Origin of the sequence: Microcoleus sp. K4-B3, from assembly GCF_036704615.1 — a bacterium.
Classification (GTDB): Bacteria; Cyanobacteriota; Cyanobacteriia; order Cyanobacteriales; family Microcoleaceae; genus Microcoleus.
In genome coordinates this window covers 18,332-37,107 of the sequence record NZ_JAUBSF010000030.1, presented here as the reverse complement: position 1 = coordinate 37,107, position 18,776 = coordinate 18,332, and the positions used below count along the sequence as shown (strand labels likewise).

Annotated in this window: 13 protein-coding genes and 1 pseudogene; 9 read left to right on the top strand and 5 right to left on the bottom strand. The window is 45.7% G+C overall.

The window, feature by feature from the left end; translation table 11 throughout:
* The 4 genes from QUA78_RS15260 to QUA78_RS15245 all read left to right on the top strand — a co-directional run bounded on the left by QUA78_RS15260 (nt 1) and on the right by QUA78_RS15245 (nt 5,577).
* Nucleotides 1-3,636 carry a diguanylate cyclase domain-containing protein gene (locus tag QUA78_RS15260; protein WP_333303152.1) on the top strand — a complete coding sequence of 1,212 codons (3,636 nt, stop codon included), beginning with the start codon at nt 1-3 and terminating at the stop codon, nt 3,634-3,636.
* Nucleotides 3,637-3,703: 67 nt separating this feature from the next.
* Nucleotides 3,704-4,198: a phosphohistidine phosphatase SixA gene (gene sixA / locus QUA78_RS15255; protein WP_333201929.1), complete on the top strand. Its 495-nt coding sequence runs from the start codon at nt 3,704-3,706 to the stop codon at nt 4,196-4,198.
* The gene (locus QUA78_RS15250) at nt 4,165-4,368 is read left to right on the top strand and encodes a hypothetical protein (protein WP_333303153.1); all 204 of its coding nucleotides are present in this window, start codon (nt 4,165-4,167) and stop codon (nt 4,366-4,368) included. The genes sixA and QUA78_RS15250 overlap by 34 nt, the downstream gene beginning before the upstream one ends.
* A gap of 63 nt (nt 4,369-4,431) precedes the next feature.
* The gene (locus QUA78_RS15245; RefSeq protein ID WP_172189706.1) at nt 4,432-5,577 is read left to right on the top strand and encodes a citrate synthase; all 1,146 of its coding nucleotides are present in this window, start codon (nt 4,432-4,434) and stop codon (nt 5,575-5,577) included.
* 418 nt (nt 5,578-5,995) lie between these two features.
* Here QUA78_RS15245 and QUA78_RS15240 read toward each other — a convergent pair.
* The 4 genes and pseudogenes from QUA78_RS15240 to QUA78_RS15225 all read right to left on the bottom strand — a co-directional run bounded on the left by QUA78_RS15240 (nt 5,996) and on the right by QUA78_RS15225 (nt 13,392).
* A pseudogene (locus QUA78_RS15240) lies at nt 5,996-6,505 on the bottom strand (DUF29 family protein).
* A gap of 123 nt (nt 6,506-6,628) precedes the next feature.
* Nucleotides 6,629-8,743: a bifunctional arginine dihydrolase/ornithine cyclodeaminase gene (gene argZ / locus QUA78_RS15235; RefSeq protein ID WP_333303451.1), complete on the bottom strand. Its 2,115-nt coding sequence runs from the start codon at nt 8,741-8,743 to the stop codon at nt 6,629-6,631.
* A 375-nt stretch (nt 8,744-9,118) separates the two neighbouring features.
* The gene (locus QUA78_RS15230; protein WP_333303450.1) at nt 9,119-11,881 is read right to left on the bottom strand and encodes a PAS domain-containing protein; all 2,763 of its coding nucleotides are present in this window, start codon (nt 11,879-11,881) and stop codon (nt 9,119-9,121) included.
* A 572-nt stretch (nt 11,882-12,453) separates the two neighbouring features.
* Entirely contained in the window at nt 12,454-13,392 is a 939-nt protein-coding gene (locus tag QUA78_RS15225) for a glycosyltransferase (protein ID WP_333303449.1), read from the bottom strand.
* 311 nt (nt 13,393-13,703) lie between these two features.
* On the opposite strand from QUA78_RS15225, the gene QUA78_RS15220 reads away from it, so the two are divergent.
* The 3 genes from QUA78_RS15220 to QUA78_RS32870 all read left to right on the top strand — a co-directional run bounded on the left by QUA78_RS15220 (nt 13,704) and on the right by QUA78_RS32870 (nt 16,018).
* Complete coding sequence (locus QUA78_RS15220; protein ID WP_333303448.1) at nt 13,704-14,906, top strand: argininosuccinate synthase; 1,203 nt, start codon at nt 13,704-13,706, stop codon at nt 14,904-14,906.
* 213 nt (nt 14,907-15,119) lie between these two features.
* Complete coding sequence (locus QUA78_RS15215; RefSeq protein WP_333303447.1) at nt 15,120-15,707, top strand: Uma2 family endonuclease; 588 nt, start codon at nt 15,120-15,122, stop codon at nt 15,705-15,707.
* A 116-nt stretch (nt 15,708-15,823) separates the two neighbouring features.
* Nucleotides 15,824-16,018 (top strand): type II toxin-antitoxin system Phd/YefM family antitoxin, encoded by a 195-nt coding sequence (locus QUA78_RS32870; protein WP_445302378.1) that lies wholly within the window; start codon nt 15,824-15,826, stop codon nt 16,016-16,018.
* Here the strand turns inward: QUA78_RS32870 and QUA78_RS15210 are convergent.
* Complete coding sequence (locus QUA78_RS15210; RefSeq protein WP_333303446.1) at nt 16,009-16,836, bottom strand: pentapeptide repeat-containing protein; 828 nt, start codon at nt 16,834-16,836, stop codon at nt 16,009-16,011. The two genes, QUA78_RS32870 and QUA78_RS15210, sit on opposite strands and share 10 nt — an antisense overlap.
* Nucleotides 16,837-17,094: 258 nt before the next feature.
* Between QUA78_RS15210 and QUA78_RS15205 the strand changes: the two genes are divergently transcribed.
* Both QUA78_RS15205 and QUA78_RS15200 read left to right on the top strand, forming a co-directional pair.
* On the top strand, nt 17,095-17,508 hold the full coding sequence (locus QUA78_RS15205; RefSeq protein ID WP_333303445.1) for a hypothetical protein: 414 nt from the start codon (nt 17,095-17,097) through the stop codon (nt 17,506-17,508).
* Between the two features lie 116 nt (nt 17,509-17,624).
* On the top strand, nt 17,625-18,770 hold the full coding sequence (locus tag QUA78_RS15200; protein ID WP_333303444.1) for a hypothetical protein: 1,146 nt from the start codon (nt 17,625-17,627) through the stop codon (nt 18,768-18,770).
* Nucleotides 18,771-18,776: the final 6 nt, after the last annotated feature.

Here is an 18,776-nt window from a genome sequence, read left to right as displayed (position 1 = left end):
ATGTCTACAAAAGAGACTTTCTCTTGGTCGTTAGAGAATATTCTAGAAAAAATTTCTGAAATTGCACTTCAAATCAACGACTTCGGGGATCTGGAGACAATTTTGCAATGTGCGGTAGAAGAAACCAGGGTGCTGCTGCAAACCGATCGCGTGATTATTTATCGCTTCCTACCACAGGGAGATGGCGTAGTATTTGCTGAATCGGTTGATGCTCAGTGGCCGCGAATCCTAGGAAAACAGATTTATGATTCTTGCTTTGAAGCTACCTGGGTAGAGCGTTACAGCCAGGGACAAACGAGCAGCATTTCTGATATTCACAGCGGTCATCTTCAAGCTTGTGATATCGAATTGCTCGATCGCATCCAGGTTCAGGCAAATTTAGTTGTGCCAATCTTGCTAGATGGCAAACAGCAGCAATCTCGGAAGCTTTGGGGACTGTTGATTGCTCATCAATGCCGAAGTCCGCGTCAGTGGGAACCTCTCGACGTTCAGATCGTGCAACACGTTGCAGTGCTGCTTGGGTTGAGGATGCGGCACCTGGTATCTCACCACCCGGTGCTGCCGCCAAATCAACCGCCGGAATTCAAAACAGAACCGAATCAAACTGCGATTAATACAGACAGCGCGCCAATAGTCCATCAAAATTGCCTGCAACCAGAGTTTGCCTGTTCCCTGAGCGGGGGTATTGTCCAGCTCAGAGCCTTTGAGTTATTGCAAAACCCGATGTGGATATTTGATATTGAGCATTTGCAAATGTGGTGGGCCAACCCAGCCTCCTTGTACCTGTGGAATGCTTCGACGCAGCAGCAGCTCATAAGTCGCAACTTTAGCGATATGTCAGAGTCTACTCGGATTCGCTTGCAGAGCTATCTACAGCAGTTTGAGCAAGGCAAAACCTTGTCCGAGCAGTGGACGTTTTACCCGGGCGGTCAGCGTATTTCTGTCGGCTGTCGGTGTTCTGGCATCACGATTGATAGCGGGCGTTTGGCAATGCTGGTCGAGGGTACGGTCGAAACCCCTCATCAAATCGAACCGGAAACCCTGCGATCGATCCAGGCACTGCGACACACGACGCTGATGGTTTCGCTGTACACTCTCGAAGGTCTGCCGCTGCTGCAAAACCCCGCCGCCTTGCGCTGTTATGGGGATGCGCTCCACCCTGGCTCTGCGACAGACAATACTTTTCTGAGCCACTTTGTTGACTCTCAGGTAGGAGAGCGAGCAATGGCAGTTCTTCAGTCCGGTGATGTCTTTAGCACGGAGGCTCAAGTGATTACTCTGGCGGGAATTCGCTGGCACGGGATGGACGTGCGATGTACCAACGACCCGGTAACAGGCAACCCGATGTTGCTCGTGAACGAAAAGGACATTACCGACCGCCAGCAGACAGAAACAGCCCTGCAAAAGAGTCAAACCCGGTTGTCAGAAGCCCAGCGGGTTGCCCACATCGGTAACTGGGAATGGGACGTGATTACGGGTAAAATTACCTGGTCTCCCGAACTATTCGAGATTTTGGGACGCGACCGGGCACTGGGCGAACCTACCTATGAAGAAAACCTGCGGATTTACCATCCCGAAAGTGCCGAACAGCTACACATGGTAGTTCAACGAGCGCTGACTAGGGGAGAGCCTTATCTATTGCGCCTCAAAGTCTTGCGCCCGAATGGTTCTATCCGCCATACCGAAGCCAGAGGACAGGCCGAACTCAATGCAGAGGGACAAGTCCTTCGGTTGTTTGGTACATCCCAAGACATTACGGATCTTGTCCAGGCGGAAACAGAACTCAGAGAAATGAGTACAGCTCTTGCTAATGCGGTCGAAGGCATCTCGCGGCTGGATATTTTCGGACGGTATATCACCGTTAATCAAGCCTACGCCAATATAGCGGGTTATCAACCTGAAGAAATGGTTGGTATGAATTGGCAAAAAACAGTTCATCCCGACGACTGCGACAGGATGATAGTGGCTTATCAAAAAATGCGAGCCGAGGGCCGAGTGGAGGTTGAGGCCCGTGGTATCAGGAAAGATGGCTCGATATTTTACAAGCAGGTGGTGATGTTGGCAGCCTACGACTCGCAGGAGCGATCGATCGGACATCACTGCTTTATGAAGGAGATCAGCGATCGCAAGCAAGCAGAAGCATCATTACAAAAAGAGTTCGAGCGTCTGAGTATAGTGATTGCTACCCAACAGGAAATCGCCATCCGCAATCCCAATCTCGATGCAGTCATGGCTGTGATTGCAGAGAGGACTCAAGATTTGACCCGCGCCGATGGAGCAGTGATTGAAATTGTGGAAGGGGATGAAATGGTGTATCGGGCAGCCAGCGGTATCGCCACCCCCTATATTGGATTACGGATCAAAGTAGGGACAAGTTTATCGGGAAAATGTATTGCGACCGGGCAAATCATGCTTTGCGAGGATTCAGAAACCGATGCACGGGTGGATCGGGCTGCCTGTGAGCGCATTGGTCTCCGGTCAATGGTAGTTGTTCCCTTGTTCTATCAGGACGATCGGGTTGGCGTCTTAAAAGTGCTTTCAGCTACACCCTCTGCCTTTACAGAGTCAGATATCCAGACTTTACAACTGATGGCCGGGTTTCTGGCAAGCAGCCTGCATCTGGCTTCAGAATTTGATGCTAAGAACATTCTCCTGAGTCAATTGCAGGAAAGCGAGGAACGATACCGTTCTGTGATTATCACCATGACAGAAGGTGTCGTACTCCAGCTAGCAGACGGACAAATTACTGCCTGCAATGCTAGTGCCGAAAGGATTATCGGGCTGACCCCGGAGCAAATGATGGGGCACAAATCGATAGATTTAGACTGGCGAACCGTTCGGGAGGATGGCGAACCGTTCCCGGGCGAACAGCATCCGGCAACGATTACCCTGCGCACGGGACAACCGCAATCGAATGTGGTGATGGGCATTCACAAATCGGATAAAACGCTGACTTGGATTTCGATTAATTCTCAACCGCTGTTCCATCTCAATCAGTCTCAACCCTATGCAGTAGTGACGACTTTTGCTGATATTACAGAACGCAAGCGGGCAGATGAGATGCTAAGACACCGGGCGGAACGAGAAAGATTAATTGCTACGACAGATGGGTTAACACAAGTAGCAAACCGCCGCTGTTTTGATGAGCGGTTGCAGTCGGAATGGCACCGACTGATGCAGGGCAAACAACAGCTTTCGTTGATTATGTTGGATGTAGATTATTTCAAGCGATATAACGATTGCTACGGACATCAAGCTGGGGATACTTGTTTGGTGAAAGTCGCGAAAGCCGCAGCAGCCGCGGTTAAACGTTCTACCGATTTGTTTGTGCGCTATGGGGGCGAAGAATTCGCTGCTATCCTGCCGAATACGGATGCTGCAGGGGCGATCGCGGTTGCGGAGTCGATGCGTCAGGCAATCCGACAGTTGGCAATCCCTCACGAGCAATCTGATGTGAGATCGATCGTGACCGTTAGCATGGGAATTGCGACTGTGATTCCCTCCTTGGGAACATCACCGGATGAACTCGTTGCCCTCGCCGATCGAGCATTATATGATGCGAAACGACAAGGGCGCGATCGCTACAAAAGCGCAAACCCGATGACTGCGCCAGAGGTTAATCCAGTTGTAGAATAGGCAAAAGGTAGGTATATCCTAGATTGCTCCTAGAAAAACGGGACCCAATGCCTGGAAGTATTGATATATGGTTATTTACCTGATCCGCCACGGTATCGCAGCCTCACCCGAAGAATACGATACAGACTCAGAACGCCCGCTCACTAAAGAGGGCGATCGTAAAACCCGGAAAATCGCCCAGCGGCTGTACGAACTCGAAATTCAGTTTGACCTGATTCTGACCAGTCCCCTACTGCGGGCGCAGCAAACCGCCCAAATCCTGCAAACAGTCGGTCTCAGTTCCAAAATAGAAGAATCCGCCGCCCTCGCACCTTCAGGAGACATCGGGAACTGGCTGGAGTGGTACAAACAGTGGCAGGAAATAGGTAGCCGCAGCTTGGCCCTGGTCGGCCACCAACCAGATTTAGGCCATTGGGCAGAAACTTTGCTTTGGGCTCGATCGCAAGATGCCCTGATTCTCAAAAAAGCAGGTATCATCGGCTTAATCCTCCCGGAAACCGGGTCCCCAGTGGGCCGCAGCCAAATGTTTTGGCTCACTCCGCCCAAGTTTTTGCTGCCCTAGAAACAGCGAACCGCCCCGACATTAACAGGCGCGCCAGCCCTCTTAAACCCGCATTCTCGGACGCCAAAACCGGGTTTGAGGGGCGAAAATACGCAGCGGTGCGATCGGGTTCTCGGTTGAAAAACCCGGTTTCTGAACCGCAATTAAATGATTATTTGTCAAGACTGTGACACTATCTTGGTTTCTGGTAATGTACTTTTATGTAGATTCAACTCACACAAAACGGTATCGCAATGGTCGTCGGCGAATTCAAACCAGGTTTAGAAGGTGTTCCCGCCACCTTGTCCAGCATTAGCTACGTCGATGGACAAAAAGGATTGCTGGAATATCGCGGGATTAGCATCGAGGAACTGGCACTGAAAAGTTCCTTTCTTGAAACTTCATATTTATTAATCTGGGGGGTACTTCCGACAAAGGAAGAACTAGAAGCTTTCGAGCATGAAATTCGGTATCACCGCCGGATCAAATATCGCATCCGGGACATGATGAAATGCTTTCCTGAAAGAGGACATCCAATGGACGCCCTGCAAGCTTCAGCGGCCGCCCTGGGCTTGTTCTACTCGCGCCGAGCTCTCCCCAACCAGGGATACATTCGAGAAGCTGTAGTGCGGCTGCTAGCTAAGATTCCCACAATGGTAGCAGCGTTCCAGCAAATGCGACGGGGAAATGACCCGGTGCGGCCGAGGGATGACTTGAACTACTCGGCTAACTTTCTTTATATGCTCAACGAGCAAGAACCCGATCCGCTGTTAGCTAGCATTTTTGACACTTGTCTGACTCTCCACGCTGAACATACAATTAATGCCTCTACATTTTCGGCAATGGTAACAGCTTCGACGCTGACAGACCCTTACGGAGTGATTGCTTCAGCCGTTGGCACTTTGGCGGGGCCGCTGCACGGGGGAGCTAATGAAGAAGTGATTGATATGTTGGAGCAAATTGGTTCGGTAGAAAACGTGCGGGCTTTTGTCGAGAAGAGCGTTGCAAATAAAGACAAAATCATGGGATTCGGTCACCGAGTTTACAAGGTGAAAGATCCGAGAGCAACTATTCTTCAGAGGTTAGCGGAACAGTTGTTTGAGAACTTCGGTCACGACGATTATTACGACATTGCTATCAAGTTGGAAGAAGTGGTTGAGGAGAACTTGGGTCACAAAGGAATTTATGCAAATGTAGATTTCTATTCTGGTCTGGTTTACCGAAAAATGGGAATTCCCATCGACTTGTTTACGCCGGTTTTTGCGATCGCCCGCGTTGCTGGCTGGTTGGCCCACTGGAAGGAACAACTAGAGGCAAACCGCATTTACCGCCCGACTCAAATATATACGGGGACTCACGGTGCTCCTTATATTGCGATCGAGGACAGGCACCGATCCTAAAGCAAAATTATCAACCCAGATATGTAAATGGCTAGAGGAATTGTTTTGCAAAGTGAAGTTTTGAATTAAACATTGCTTTCGCGTTGCGAGTCAGGAAGCAATCTCTGTCTGCCAAAAGCTGCCGTGCTGGGTTGCACCCCTCTTGTATATTGTGCTGTTTGTTGGCGACAATAGTAAGAAGTGACGATTTTCAGGAACTCCGGTCCTCAGGCTTGCGGGTCTGAGGCTTTTTATTGCAATATCAAAGTTGCAGCCGATCTAGGGGCGGGTCGATCAAAATAGGTAAAAAAGCGCGAAAGAGCAAGTAAACCCGCCCCAGCCACGCTCTGATTTACGAATAGCTTTCGATAGAGTGCGATCGCACGCATCGTTTATTACCCTCAGTATTCTACAGCAATGCCTTTTTCTATTTTTGACTCTATACATTCTCATCTTCAGCCCCAGGCAACTGCGACAAATATTCATCGAGCGCATCCTCTAATTCACCTCTAGAATAAGTGTATGTCAGGGACAGTAGCCCAGTTGCGATCGCAAGGATTTGCTCTCTGTCCACTCTTTTATTGAGTTGAGCGCGGCTTAACTTTCCTTCCAATACTTCCCTGCTAGCCTCACGAATTGCGGCTTCTAGTTCATCTTCTAGAAAAGGCTCCCACTCCGAAGCGTTGATGTAGTAAAATGTTTTATTATCTTTAAGATTGAGCTTTTTAATACCTCGGACAGAATTAGCAATAGAAGCGACCCAAGAATTTGTTAAACGGTGTTCTACTTAATTTTTAATGAGGTGGATTAGTAGAATCAGTAAACAAGACCAGATATTCCGTAAAGTTGCTTGTTTGCTCATACCCTCTAATTCATCGACAATCGCTAGAGCATCTTCATTTCTGCCTTCTAAAATACAATTTTTGAGGTCTATTAATTCCTGTACCATCGCTTTTTGCCTCAAAATTTCTAGGAATTAGTAAGGTGCGCAATGCGCACCCTACTAGCCTCTATTCTTCTGTCTCTTAGAGAGGGACAAAAGTTTGTATAGACGCGGTTTCAACCGCCAAGTCTACACGGATTGAGTTACATGATGGCGGCTGGTCAATTTATCCAATAGATTCACCAACAAACTTAGGAACAATCCCACATCGGTAACAACTCCAGTAGATTCGATCGAACCCCGATCGCTCAATTTCGTCACCACCGCCGGATTAATGTCCACACAGACCATCTTCACACCCGCCGGCGTCATATTTCCCACACCAATTGAGTGCAGCATAGACGACAGCATTAACACCATATCTGCACCCCGTAACAGCTCAGTATATTCTTCTTGAGCCTTAACTAAATCCATTTGCGTGTCGGGAAGTGGCCCGTCATCGCGGATCGAACCTGCAAGAGAAAAGGGTATATTATGCTTCACGCACTCGTACATCACACCGTTAGTAACTAGGCCTGCTTCAACAGCTTTTGCAATACTCCCGTAACGCCGCACAGTGTTAATTATTTTCAAGTGATGGCGGTGTCCGCCACGCACAGCTACGCCGCGTTTCATGTCAACTCCTAAAGAAGTTCCCATGCTTGATTGTTCCATGTCGTGAACTGCGATCGCATTTCCGCCCAACAACGCTTGTACGTAACCTTCACGAATTAAGTGCGCTAAATGTTCGCCACCGCCGGTGTGGATGACCACAGGCCCCGCCGTAACTACAACTTTGCCACCGCGATCGCGAATTTGGCGCAATTCCCACGCTACTTGTTCTACCACCAATTCTACCCGGCGCTCGCTAGAAACGCTGCCCGACATAAAGCTGAATTCTTGAGAATTGCGCTGTTCCCGCGATTCTGTTTTGCGGATGGTGCGGATGCCGACCACATCAACAACTACTTTTTCTCCTACTTTTAAATCGCGCAATAATTTGCATTTAGCCACTGGGCCTTCTGCCGTTTCTGTAATAGCTACTGCTCCATCCATCCGCTGATTTTGTACCTTCACCCACTGGTTATTTACCCGCACTTCCGTGGGATAAATCGTACTCACATAAAAGTCGTCCGGGCCTACACCATCTTGCACTACCGGTTCTAAAATAGCGTCGCAAATCTCTTGGGGCGGGGGCACTGCACCCAAGTCAATCAGCAGTCCCATGATTTCTTCCATCACATCGTGGGAAGGAGCCGAAACTTTAACATCCGCAGATGATGTGCTTTGCCGCTGCTCTCCTAAATTGAAATTGAGCACTTGGAAACTGCCGCCGTTTTCGATAATTAAGTCTAAAGCACGACTGATTAAACCGGCATCAAGCAGGTGGCCTTCCATGCGAATTGTGCGGCTTTCTATCATCACGTTTGCCGATCGATCTTCTTGCACCGGTTCCGTTACCCGCAGGGTCAAACACTTAGCAGCACCGCCAGCTTTCAGAAATTCGCTCAGCGGCGTTTCAATTACCTGAAAACCGGCCTTAGTGATGCGCGTTTTCAAGGCTTCGCTAACCTTGTTCATTACCACAATTTTGTCAATATTGACGGCATTGCAGGCAAAATTTGCGGCATCGGCTTCTTCAATGGCAATGCGTTTTTCCGGCGCAACTCGCATTTCAATTAAGCGGTTGGAGTACGAGTCAAATGCGGCTGGATAGTAGAGCAAATAGCCCCCTGTCAGGGGACAAAAACAGGTATCTAGGTGATAGAAACGTTCGTCAACTAAACGCAGCGAAAGCACTTCTATATTGAGCCATTTTGCTAGTAACGGGTGCGAGTCGAGTTCGGAACGGAAGCCGTATCCGGCCCACAACCAGCGTCCTTCGCGATCGAGCAAAGCATCGCCAGCGCCCTCAAACGGCAAGTCTTTCGGGAGTTCGTGCACGGTGAAACCTTTGCTTTCAAACCATGCTTTGAAATAGGGTTCTTCGCCTTGGCGTTCTTTGTGATAGAAACGGCTGAGGACGAAGGTATTGCCTAACAGCAAGCCTGCGTTGGCGGTGAAAACCATATCCGGCCAGCCTTTTTCGGGCGGTACGAGGTCTACCACCGCGTTGTCTTTGAGGACGTGGTAGAGTTTTTCCCACTGTTCGACGGCGCGATCGCGCGATGATTTGTGGACATTTCCCTCCATCCAAGGGTTAATTACGTAATCCACATCGTAGTGGTCGGGAGCGCACATGAGGAAGCGAATTGAGTCAGTCATAATTCAGTAAAAATGTGGTAGACGCTACAGCAGACGTATGTTGACAGAGTTTGTATAAGAGCAACTGTAATATTCACTACTAATTTTAGCAGCGGAACGTCTGGGGTTCAAAAGGGTAACTTTTTATTATATCACGGTTAGGATTAAATGACACTAAATGACCGACCGTTCACAGGAAATACTAGATAAAATGTCAGGTTATGACGCACCATACAATAGGTTCTGATAGACGATTAATATAATCTTTGTTGAATTGCCCCCAATCTGACGGTAGGGGCGCGTTTACGCTCGTCTCTGGCTATATTATAGATGGTTGGTGAACCGGCCCCTACAAGAATTATGGTTAATTTACCGCACATGATTTAACAGCTTATCCTAACTTTTAACTTTTAACTTTTGCGAAATCGGCAGTTCGATCGCAAATTCTGTTCCCCGGCCAACTTCTGAATGACACTCCAACTTACCGCCGTGGGTATCTTTAACAATTTGGTAACTAATCGACAACCCCAAACCAGTGCCCCTTCCCACAGGTTTTGTAGTAAAAAACGGGTCAAACATCCTTGACTGAACTTCGGGACGGATACCGGGCCCGCTGTCAGAAATCCGCACACACACTTGATTTTCTTTGCTGACTTCCGTAACAATGCGAATTTGGTTAACTTTGCAAGTACAGTTTGCTGATGACTCTTCCACAGCGTCGATCGCATTCGACAGTAAATTCATAAATACCTGGTTTAATTGAGCCGGATAACACTCGACTTTTGGCAGTTCGCCGTAATTTTTAATAACTTGAATTTCCCCACGTTTTACCTGTGACTGCAATCGGTGCTGCAAAATCACTAAAGTGCTCTCTATCCCTTCATGAATGTCTATTACTTTGCGTTCTGTTTCGTCGAGTCTTGAAAAGTTTCGCAAAGACAACACGATCTGCTTAATGCGGTTAGCACCTTCTTGCATTGAAGCCAGGATTTTCGGAAAATCCTCAGCGATAAAATCTACTTCGATTTCTGCCAATCTTTCGTCAATTTCGGCAACTGGTTTGGGATAGTGTTGCTGGTAGAGAGCAATTAATTTTACCAAATCGCGAGCGTACTGTGCGGCGGGAATAATATTGCCGTAGATGAAGTTGACGGGGTTATTAATTTCGTGGGCTACTCCCGCTACCATTTGCCCGATAGTTGACATTTTTTCGGCTTGAATGAGCTGGGATTGAGCATTTTTTAAGTCTTCCAGAGTTTGTTCTAGCTGTTGCGCTTTTTCTCGTTCTCGCTGTTCGCTAATTTGCAAAGCTGCTTCGGCTTGTTTGCGATCGCTAATATCCATGACTGTTCCCAACAGTTTGATTACTTCTGCGGTTTCGTTAAAAACAGCTTCTCCCCTTCCTTCCACGTATAGGATTTGCCCGCTGGGATGCAAAAATCTGAACTCTTTTTTGTAGGAAATTCCTTGTGATATAGTGAGGTTGACAGTTTGTTGGAACAAGTCTCTGTCGTCGGGATGACACATCTTTAAAAGTTGGGCAGATGTTGGTTCAGTTCCGGTTGAGTCAAGACCAAAAATGCGGAATACTTCTTCGGACCAAGTAATTTTATTGGTGAATAAATCAAATTCCCAACTGCCGATATGGGCAATTTTCTGGGCTGCTGCTAGACTAGCTTCGCTCTGTTGAAGTTTAAGTCGCTGTTGTTTATCTTGTTCGAGAAGATTGGCTTGAGCTCTCGCAATTCCCATTTGTGCCGCCACAGTTTTCAATAATCCGATCTCATCTTGCGTCCAGTGGCGGGGGCGATCGTACTGGTGCAAGCATATCATTCCGTTGGCTTTTCCCTGATAGGAAGTGCGGATAGATATCATCGACTTCAAACCTATTTGACTGCACAAGTCTCTGACGTTTTCTAGCAGCGGTTCGGCAAAAACATCATCAGAAACTACAGCTTGATCTTGGGACAATAAAAACTGAGTGTGACGATTGCCCTTTACGGGTATTTCTACATCTAAAAGCGATTTAGACGCGGTTTTTCTGTACTCAGCCACATTAGAAATGCGGGGATTTGGGTGTTGTGTGTAGGTGTGAATCAAGCAGCAATCGGCATTAAAAATTCGACCTATTTGGGCCGCGGCTGTTTGAAAAACTTGATCCTGCTTTAAGCTGTAGCGAATTTCCAGAGTAATTGTTTCTAGCAGAAATCTTTGCTTGATTTGCCGTTCCAAAGCAGCTAAAGCTGTTTTAAGTTCGAGTTCAGCTTGTTTACGATCGCTAATTTCAGTAGCAGTTCCCAGAATTTTCCAAGGTTTGTCGTCCGCTGTTCTGGCAAACACGGTATCCCGACTCAAAAACCAGCTATATTCACCGTTTTTGTGCTGAATTCGGTACTCAAACTCAAAGCTTTCACCGTCTTTTGCTGTCTCAATCCTGCTCATGTGTTCTGAGAATCGCGGCAAATCGTCAGCGTGTATTAAGTTATGAATAAATGCTCCTGCCATCTGTTGTATTTCTTCAAGGCTGTAGCCAATATCGCTATAGATTTCGCGGTTAATATACAGAGTTCGCTGCTCTATCAAATCGTAAACGTACAAAAGATTAGGATTCGTTTGAATTACTGCCGACAGCCAGCGTTGGCTGTCTCGGAGTTCTGCTTCGATCCGCTTGCGTTCTTCTATTTCTGCTTGCAGTCGCACATTTTGTGCTAAAATTTGCTTATAAAGCCGGCTCAGAAGCAGTTGATTTTCGACGCGGCTCACCACTTCTTCTGTTTGAAACGGTTTAGTAATGTAGTCTACCGCCCCCAGCGAAAAAGCTTTGACTTTATCAAAAACTTCATTTAAAGAGCTGATAAAAATCACAGGAATATCTTTGGTTTCCGGACAAGCTTTTAGCTGTTCGCAGACTTGATAGCCATCCATACCAGGCATCATGATGTCCAGCAAAATCAAATCCGGTGGACTCGACAGAGCAAAGTTGAGAGCCAATTTGCCATCCCGTGTCGGCCTGACTTTATATCCCCGCTTAGACAAAAGCTGGGATAAAAGCCGTAAGCTTTCTGGGTGGTCGTCCACCATTAAAATATTTTCTTGTAAGGCAGTGTTTTGAAGTGTAAGTGTTTCTAGTCTTGGATTTTTACCGTCAGTTGTATTCACAGCAGACCCTCGAACTATTCAAATTTTATATGTGGGAATATTTTTAAAGCCATTAACCGCTTGTACCTCAAACTCTCATGGAAATTAGCACAACTATCGGCTATATATAGCGTACTCCTAAATCATTTATCATTATATCAAAAATAAGCGTCGTTTGAAAATGTTGGCGGATAAATTTATAGCAGCCAATTGAGAAAAAAGCAGAGCTTCCTTAAATCACAGGCTAAGCAAGCAACTTTGATTAAACGTAAAACTTTTACAGTGTCTATAACCCGGTTTAGCCTGCATTTACTGGGTGGCTCGGTGTTAGGTTTTTTCAGTAGATATACTTACTAGAAACGGCAACTAAACCAGCCCTGACTATTCGTGTCAACTTAAGACTAAAATCCTTTGTCTGTCTTGTTTGTATCCAAGTCTTGAACCCCCTAAATTGCCCTTCTTAAGCACGGCTAGGGGGATTTAGGCATAATTGTAAAACAGTATACCGTTACTACATTGGAGCTTAAGTTGACACCAATGCGCTCTGAAAAATTCTTAGAATATCTTATATTTTATTTGCACCTCGGCCTGATTTATGGTATCTTTGTCTCGGTCTGCAATTTCCCGCTTGCGGCGTACACGGCTTTAACGTTATACCAATTCAGAAAAATCCGAGCAATTTCTAAAGCTAACTGCGGCTTGCCTTGGTCAATCAACCACTGCAAAAAAGGAGTCATCGTCCGCTCGTTCAGCATCCCGCCCAATGATAAAACTCCCCACAGTATTTGGTGCAAAAAAGTCATTTGAATCATCATTCGTACTTCCCAACTTGGGTGTTTTTGATAAAACAAAACTCCCATTCTTCCCCGCTGAATTTCTCTGTCAATCATGCCAGGAATTTGCTCTAAACTAAAAGGTGGATGCCAGTGATAGCCGACAGCAGCCGGACATTTAATCAGTTTCAAACCTAAAGTTTTTAACCTGACGCCCAATTCTAAATCTTCCCATCCGTACAGTTGAAACCGAGTGTCAAACAGTCCTGCAGCCAGCAGCCAGTGGCGGGCTATCGCCACATTTCCCGTAGCAAAATAAGCCGCCGAAAAATCCGTTATTTTGTAAGGTTCGGAAGTAGGATTGTCGAAATTGCAAGTATTAATCACGCTACCGTAAGTAAAAACCGCATCAGTATCTTTGTAACCCTGTAGCAAAGCATCTGCGTGTGCTTGCAAAAAATGCTCCGTAACGACCAAATCGCTGTCAATAAAAATAATCGTCTCGCCCTTAGCATTTTCAACGCCCAAATTCCTGGCAGCGGCGGGGCCTTGGTGACATTGGGCGATCGATCGCACATGAGGCAACAAGTCGGCATTTGCCGCCAACCACTCCAGGGTTCCGTCCGTCGAGCCGTCGTCCACGACAATTACTTCATACTCTCTGACAATCTCACCGAACTCCTGATTTTCCAAAGCCAGTAGACATTTTGCCAAAATCGGTTTACGATTGTACGTCGGAATTACAACACTAAAAAACACGCTTTTTCCCCATCGCCGCAGTTACCGTATCCCACGGTAACAGATTTTCCGCAGCAACTCCCCCGCAAAATAGCAAAGTTTAGCAAAAAAAGAATATATAAATCTGTACTATTTCTGACAAGAATCGATCTCAATTAGGTGCATAATGAAAAGTCGGTTAAATCCGATATCTTGCACCATTCTCAGAAACAGGCTTTCGGGCCTGTTCCACACAAATTAAATTTTCTTGTGGGTTGGGCATCTTGCCCGCCCCGGAGCGGGATTATAGTAAATGGTGCAAGATGTCAGTTAAATTCAGGATGTAAATAGCAATGAGTCGCGCTAAAAAAGTTGTGCTAGCATATTCTGGCGGAGTCGATACCTCCGTCTGCATTCCTTACCTCAAAAACGAGTGGGGTGTGGAAGAGGTAATTACTCTGGCCGCGGATTTAGGACAGGGAGACGAATTAGAACCAATCCGCAAAAAAGCTTTGGCATCCGGTGCTTCGGAATCGCTGGTAATCGATGCTACCGAGGAATTTGTCAAAAACTATGCGTTTCCAGCAATTCAAGCTAACGCACTTTACGAAAATCGCTATCCCCTTTCTACGGCGCTGGCTCGCCCGCTAATTGCTAAATTGTTAGTAGAAGCTGCGGAAAAATACGGTGCAGATGCGATCGCCCACGGGTGTACGGGTAAGGGAAACGACCAAGTGCGGTTCGATGTGTCGATCGGCGCGCTCAACCCCAAGATTAAAATCTTAGCACCGGCGCGGGAGTGGAAAATGAGCCGCGAGGAAACGATCGCATACGGCGAGAGATGCGGCATTCCGTCGCCGGTGAAAAAATCTTCGCCTTACAGTATCGATCGCAACTTATTGGGAATGGCAATTGAAGCCGGAATCCTCGAAGATCCTTGGGCGGAACCGCCGGAAGAAGTCTATTTGATGACAAAGGCGATCGAGCAAACTCCCGACACACCGGAATACCTAGAAATCGGTTTCGAGTGCGGAAATCCTGTCAGTTTGAACGGCAAAGATTTATCACCAGTTGCCTTAATTTCCCAACTCAACGAAATAGTTGGAAATCACGGAGTCGGGCGCATCGACATGATTGAAAACCGCCTAGTCGGGATTAAATCGCGGGAAATTTACGAAACACCAGCGATTTTAGTGTTAATGCACGCGCACCGAGACTTAGAAAGTTTGACGCTAACAGCAGATGTAACGCGATACAAGCGGGGCATCGAAGAAACCTACAGCCAAATGATTTACAACGGCCTTTGGTACAATCCTTTAAAAACTGCGTTAGACGCATTCATTCAGGACACGCAAAAGCGAGTAACTGGAACTGTGCGGCTCAAACTGTTCAAAGGAAATGCCACAATTGTCGGCCGCAAATCCGAAAACTCGCTGTACAGTTTCGACTTAGCAACTTACGGTGCGGAGGACGAATTCGACCACAAAGCCGCCGAAGGGTTTGTCTACGTTTGGGGACTGCCAACCCGCATTTGGTCGGAGAAAAATCGGGGTTAGTGTTAATTACAATCGGATTAGAAACCCGATGTTAACCTGCCGAAGGTCATTCGGGGCTACACAAACAAAGTCCGCCTTCGCGGACTAAGAGTAGGGTGGGCATTGCCCACCTTATTTGTTAAAGTATAGAGCAAATAATTTAAAAATCCTAATGAGTTTTGTATAATAGAAGTAATCGGCATCTACAATCCTAAAAAACTCAATAGAAAGCCAATGATTGCAAATCAAAGCCAAAATTATATCTCACCGGAAGAGTATCTGAAATTAGAAGAACTCAGCCAGATTAAACATGAGTATATTCAGGGCGAAACCTACGCAATGGCGGGTGCTACTGAATCTCATGTGACAATATGTGTCAACTTAGTCAAAACACTTACCGATCATGTCCGGGGCAATGGCTGTAAGCTCTACACTGGAGACATGAAAGCCCGAATTGATACAGCAAATATCTACTACTATCCTGACGTGATGGTAAGCTGCGACGAGCGAGACAGAGCTTTTAAATCTTTTAAAAAATACCCTTGTTTAATTATCGAGGTTTTGTCTGATGGAACTGAAGGATTCGATCGCGGAGATAAGTTTGCTGATTACCAGAATTTAGAAACGCTTCAAGAGTATGTGTTAATTAGTCAAAAGCGGCAGCGAGTAGAGTGTTTTCGTCGCAATGCAGAAGGATTGTGGGTTTTGTATTCCTATACTGAAGGAAGCGAAATTCACTTGGCTAGCGTGGACTTTCGCGCTAGCATGGATGCTATTTATGAGGATGTTACATTTACCAACGAAGATATTGTGGTGGATTAACCACGCTATAATAAGTATAAAAATCAACCCCTGCAAATATACCAAAATACCTGACAATTACAGAAGCGCCACAACAACTGCCAAAGTAGCGCGATGACTTAGCAGCAGAGCCAGCTATCATCACTAAGGATGGGAAACCGGCAATCATTGCGCTCAGTTTTAAACAATTTGAATCTCTGTTAGAAACCATAGAAATTCTATCCGATCGCGAATTTATGACGCATTTGCGATCGGGCATTCAACAAGCCCAGAGGGGAGAAACAATAGACTTACAACAGTTAAAAGCAGATTTAAAACTTTCCTACGCCTGACTCAATATTTCCAAAAACTCCTGCACCACTAGATCCGGTTGTTCGCTGCATCGGGTAGGATCGTAATGCTTGACAAGACAGATGCCAGAATCTATGAAAACCCTGCACGCTTCATCTTCAGTTGCGTTTTGATCCGATGATTCGCTGTCAATTTTCAGCATCCCTAATTTACCTTGATGAAATATCAGAAAGTCCGCTTCTAAATTTTGTCTCCCTTCCGGTGTTGCGAGTCGGAGTTGGGAGTTGGGGATGAAGAGAGTGGAAGTGCGATCGAGTATTTCGGCAATTTTCACTTGTGCGTCAGAGTGAAGGCGAAAACCGTTCCAGTTAATTTCGTCTTCAGAGTCAGGTTGAATTTCCTGGTTTTGTTCATCTTCAATATCTGTCAATTCTTCAGATGATGCTGTCTTGTCATTAGGTGCGATCGATCCTTGGTAATCAGCTTGAGACAAATCTGTTTCAATGAAGTTAGCAACTACTCTAGCTCCATTTAAGTTAGCGCCACTGAGATTTGCACCGCTGAGGTTGACTTCGATCGTCAGATTTCGCTGTAAATTCACTTGACTCCGCCGTAAGTATCGCTTTAAGACTGATTTGAGATTATTTTGTTTGACTTTTTCCCCTAATACCTGTGATAGTAATTTCCATAATTCATAACCCGTAGCTTTGATATAATCGTATTGATATCCTGTAGTTTTAGCTATTTCTCCGTAAGACCTTCCTTCCCAAGATTGACGAAACACTAGCTCTTGAACTTTGTTGAGGCGATCGTAATTGAGGGCTGTTTCTGCGATCTCTATGGCTTCGTCAACTGTCATGTGTCAAAGTCTCCTGACAGATATAATTTCTCCCTAATACCAGATTTTAGCATAACCGTCCAACCACTTGGTCTCTAGACTTTGTTATTACTTTTATACTACTTTTTAACTACTTCTGTGTTACTTATTTGATTTTTAAGACAGATGTAGATTTGATAATATGGAATGTAATCAACAGAAACAGTATTGATTGAGTCTCATAAAGACCCCAACCTCGGTAAAATTTTGCCGCTCATTAATTGAGTAACAGGAAGCTCCATGTTAAGTAAAAATTTGCTAACATTCAGTTTAATTACCTTGTCTTACATTGGTAGTGTAGGAGTATTGTCTACTTTAACTACGGGGTGTGACTTAATTAAACAAGATAAGTCACTTTCTACAAAAAAAGCCGAAAAAATAGTTAATAAATGGAAAGCTTCCAGAAGTGGAACAATTGAGATAGCAGGAGTTCGGGAAAATCCAGATAATACTGCTGTAGCTACCTTACAGGTATCAAATTTAATTGTCAAAACAGACATGCTTGGTACAATAAGCGAGCAAAACTTTTCGGGGCCGGGGGAAGCGACATTCTCGCGCTATACCGATGGAAGTTGGGCGTTAACAGGATTGGTTTTTGGCAATAATCTATTCGATAGCTTCTTCGTTAAGGATCTGAATATAAAAGATGATTAGGTGAAAATCGGCAAAAAGTAACGGTACTAGCCTGATGTCGTTCTCAACAACATCAGGCTAGTTATTGAAAAGCAATGTGGCTGAACAACAATTCTTAGTATAAGAGGAAATTATTAATGTCACCTGGTGGTAGCGGTGGTAGTGGAAACGGTGGAAGTGGTAGCAGTGGAACTGGTAGCGGTGGTAGTGGCAGCAGTGGAACTGGTAGCACTAGTGGCGGTAGTGGAGGCCCTAGCGGACCGACAAGAAGAATAGGGATTGCTATAGTTTTGGGAGGTATTGCAGGCGGTTTAGTTGCGGCCGCAAATGTAGCGAATATAGGAACTTGGCTGGTTGGAGATAGTGTTCTATGTAAATTTGGTATTTTGAAATGTTCAAATTCACCAGGACCTACACCTGTCGCTTCAACTCCACCAAGCACAGTTAGCTCTTCCCCTTCACCTGAGCCTATTAAACAAGATCCTATTCCTTCTTCATCACCGACATCCACTCCTTCTCCTACATCGGAGACTCCAGCGCCAGTTTCGCCATCCCCAACGAAAACACCTGATATTGACCAAAAACCTGTCGTAGAACCACGAAAATCCAGCGATCCCAATATTGGTATTTTAAAAGAAAGTCGCATTTTTAGCGATCGCCTCACCTCCAAAGACCAGGAAAAATCTTACTTTTTCACCATAGATAAGCCAAGCAATGTCAGTCTTTACTTAGATAGAGTAACTAACCAAATTGGAATGTGGCTCTATGTTGACACCAATGGTAATAAAGTCATAGATTCTGGAGAACAGATAGATAGTACCTCAGCTTATAGCACTTCTACCGGAACAATTAGTAGAACTTTAGGGCCAGACAGCTATATTGCTACTGTTCAATTTAAGGGGGGCAATAGTGACTATAACCTTCAACTTGTTAACAATACAAATGATGCAATTAATCTTAAATCTTTGCAAGAGCGTAAGACTTTTAGTCACACTGGTTCTTTAAATCGCCCAAATCGCCAAAAATATTACTTATTTAGTCTGCAGAGTACCAGTAATGTCAACGTTGTCTTAGATCAAGTAACTAACCAAGTTGGAATGTGGCTCTATGTTGATACAAATGGTAATGGGGTTATAGATTATGGAGAACAAATAGATAGCGTTTCTGCTTATAGCACTTCTGCCGGAACAATTAAAAGAAGTTTAGGTGCGGATGACTATATTCTTCAGGTTCAAGAAAAAGGAGGGAACACAAACTATACTGTGACTCTGACTTCTCAATAGTTAATT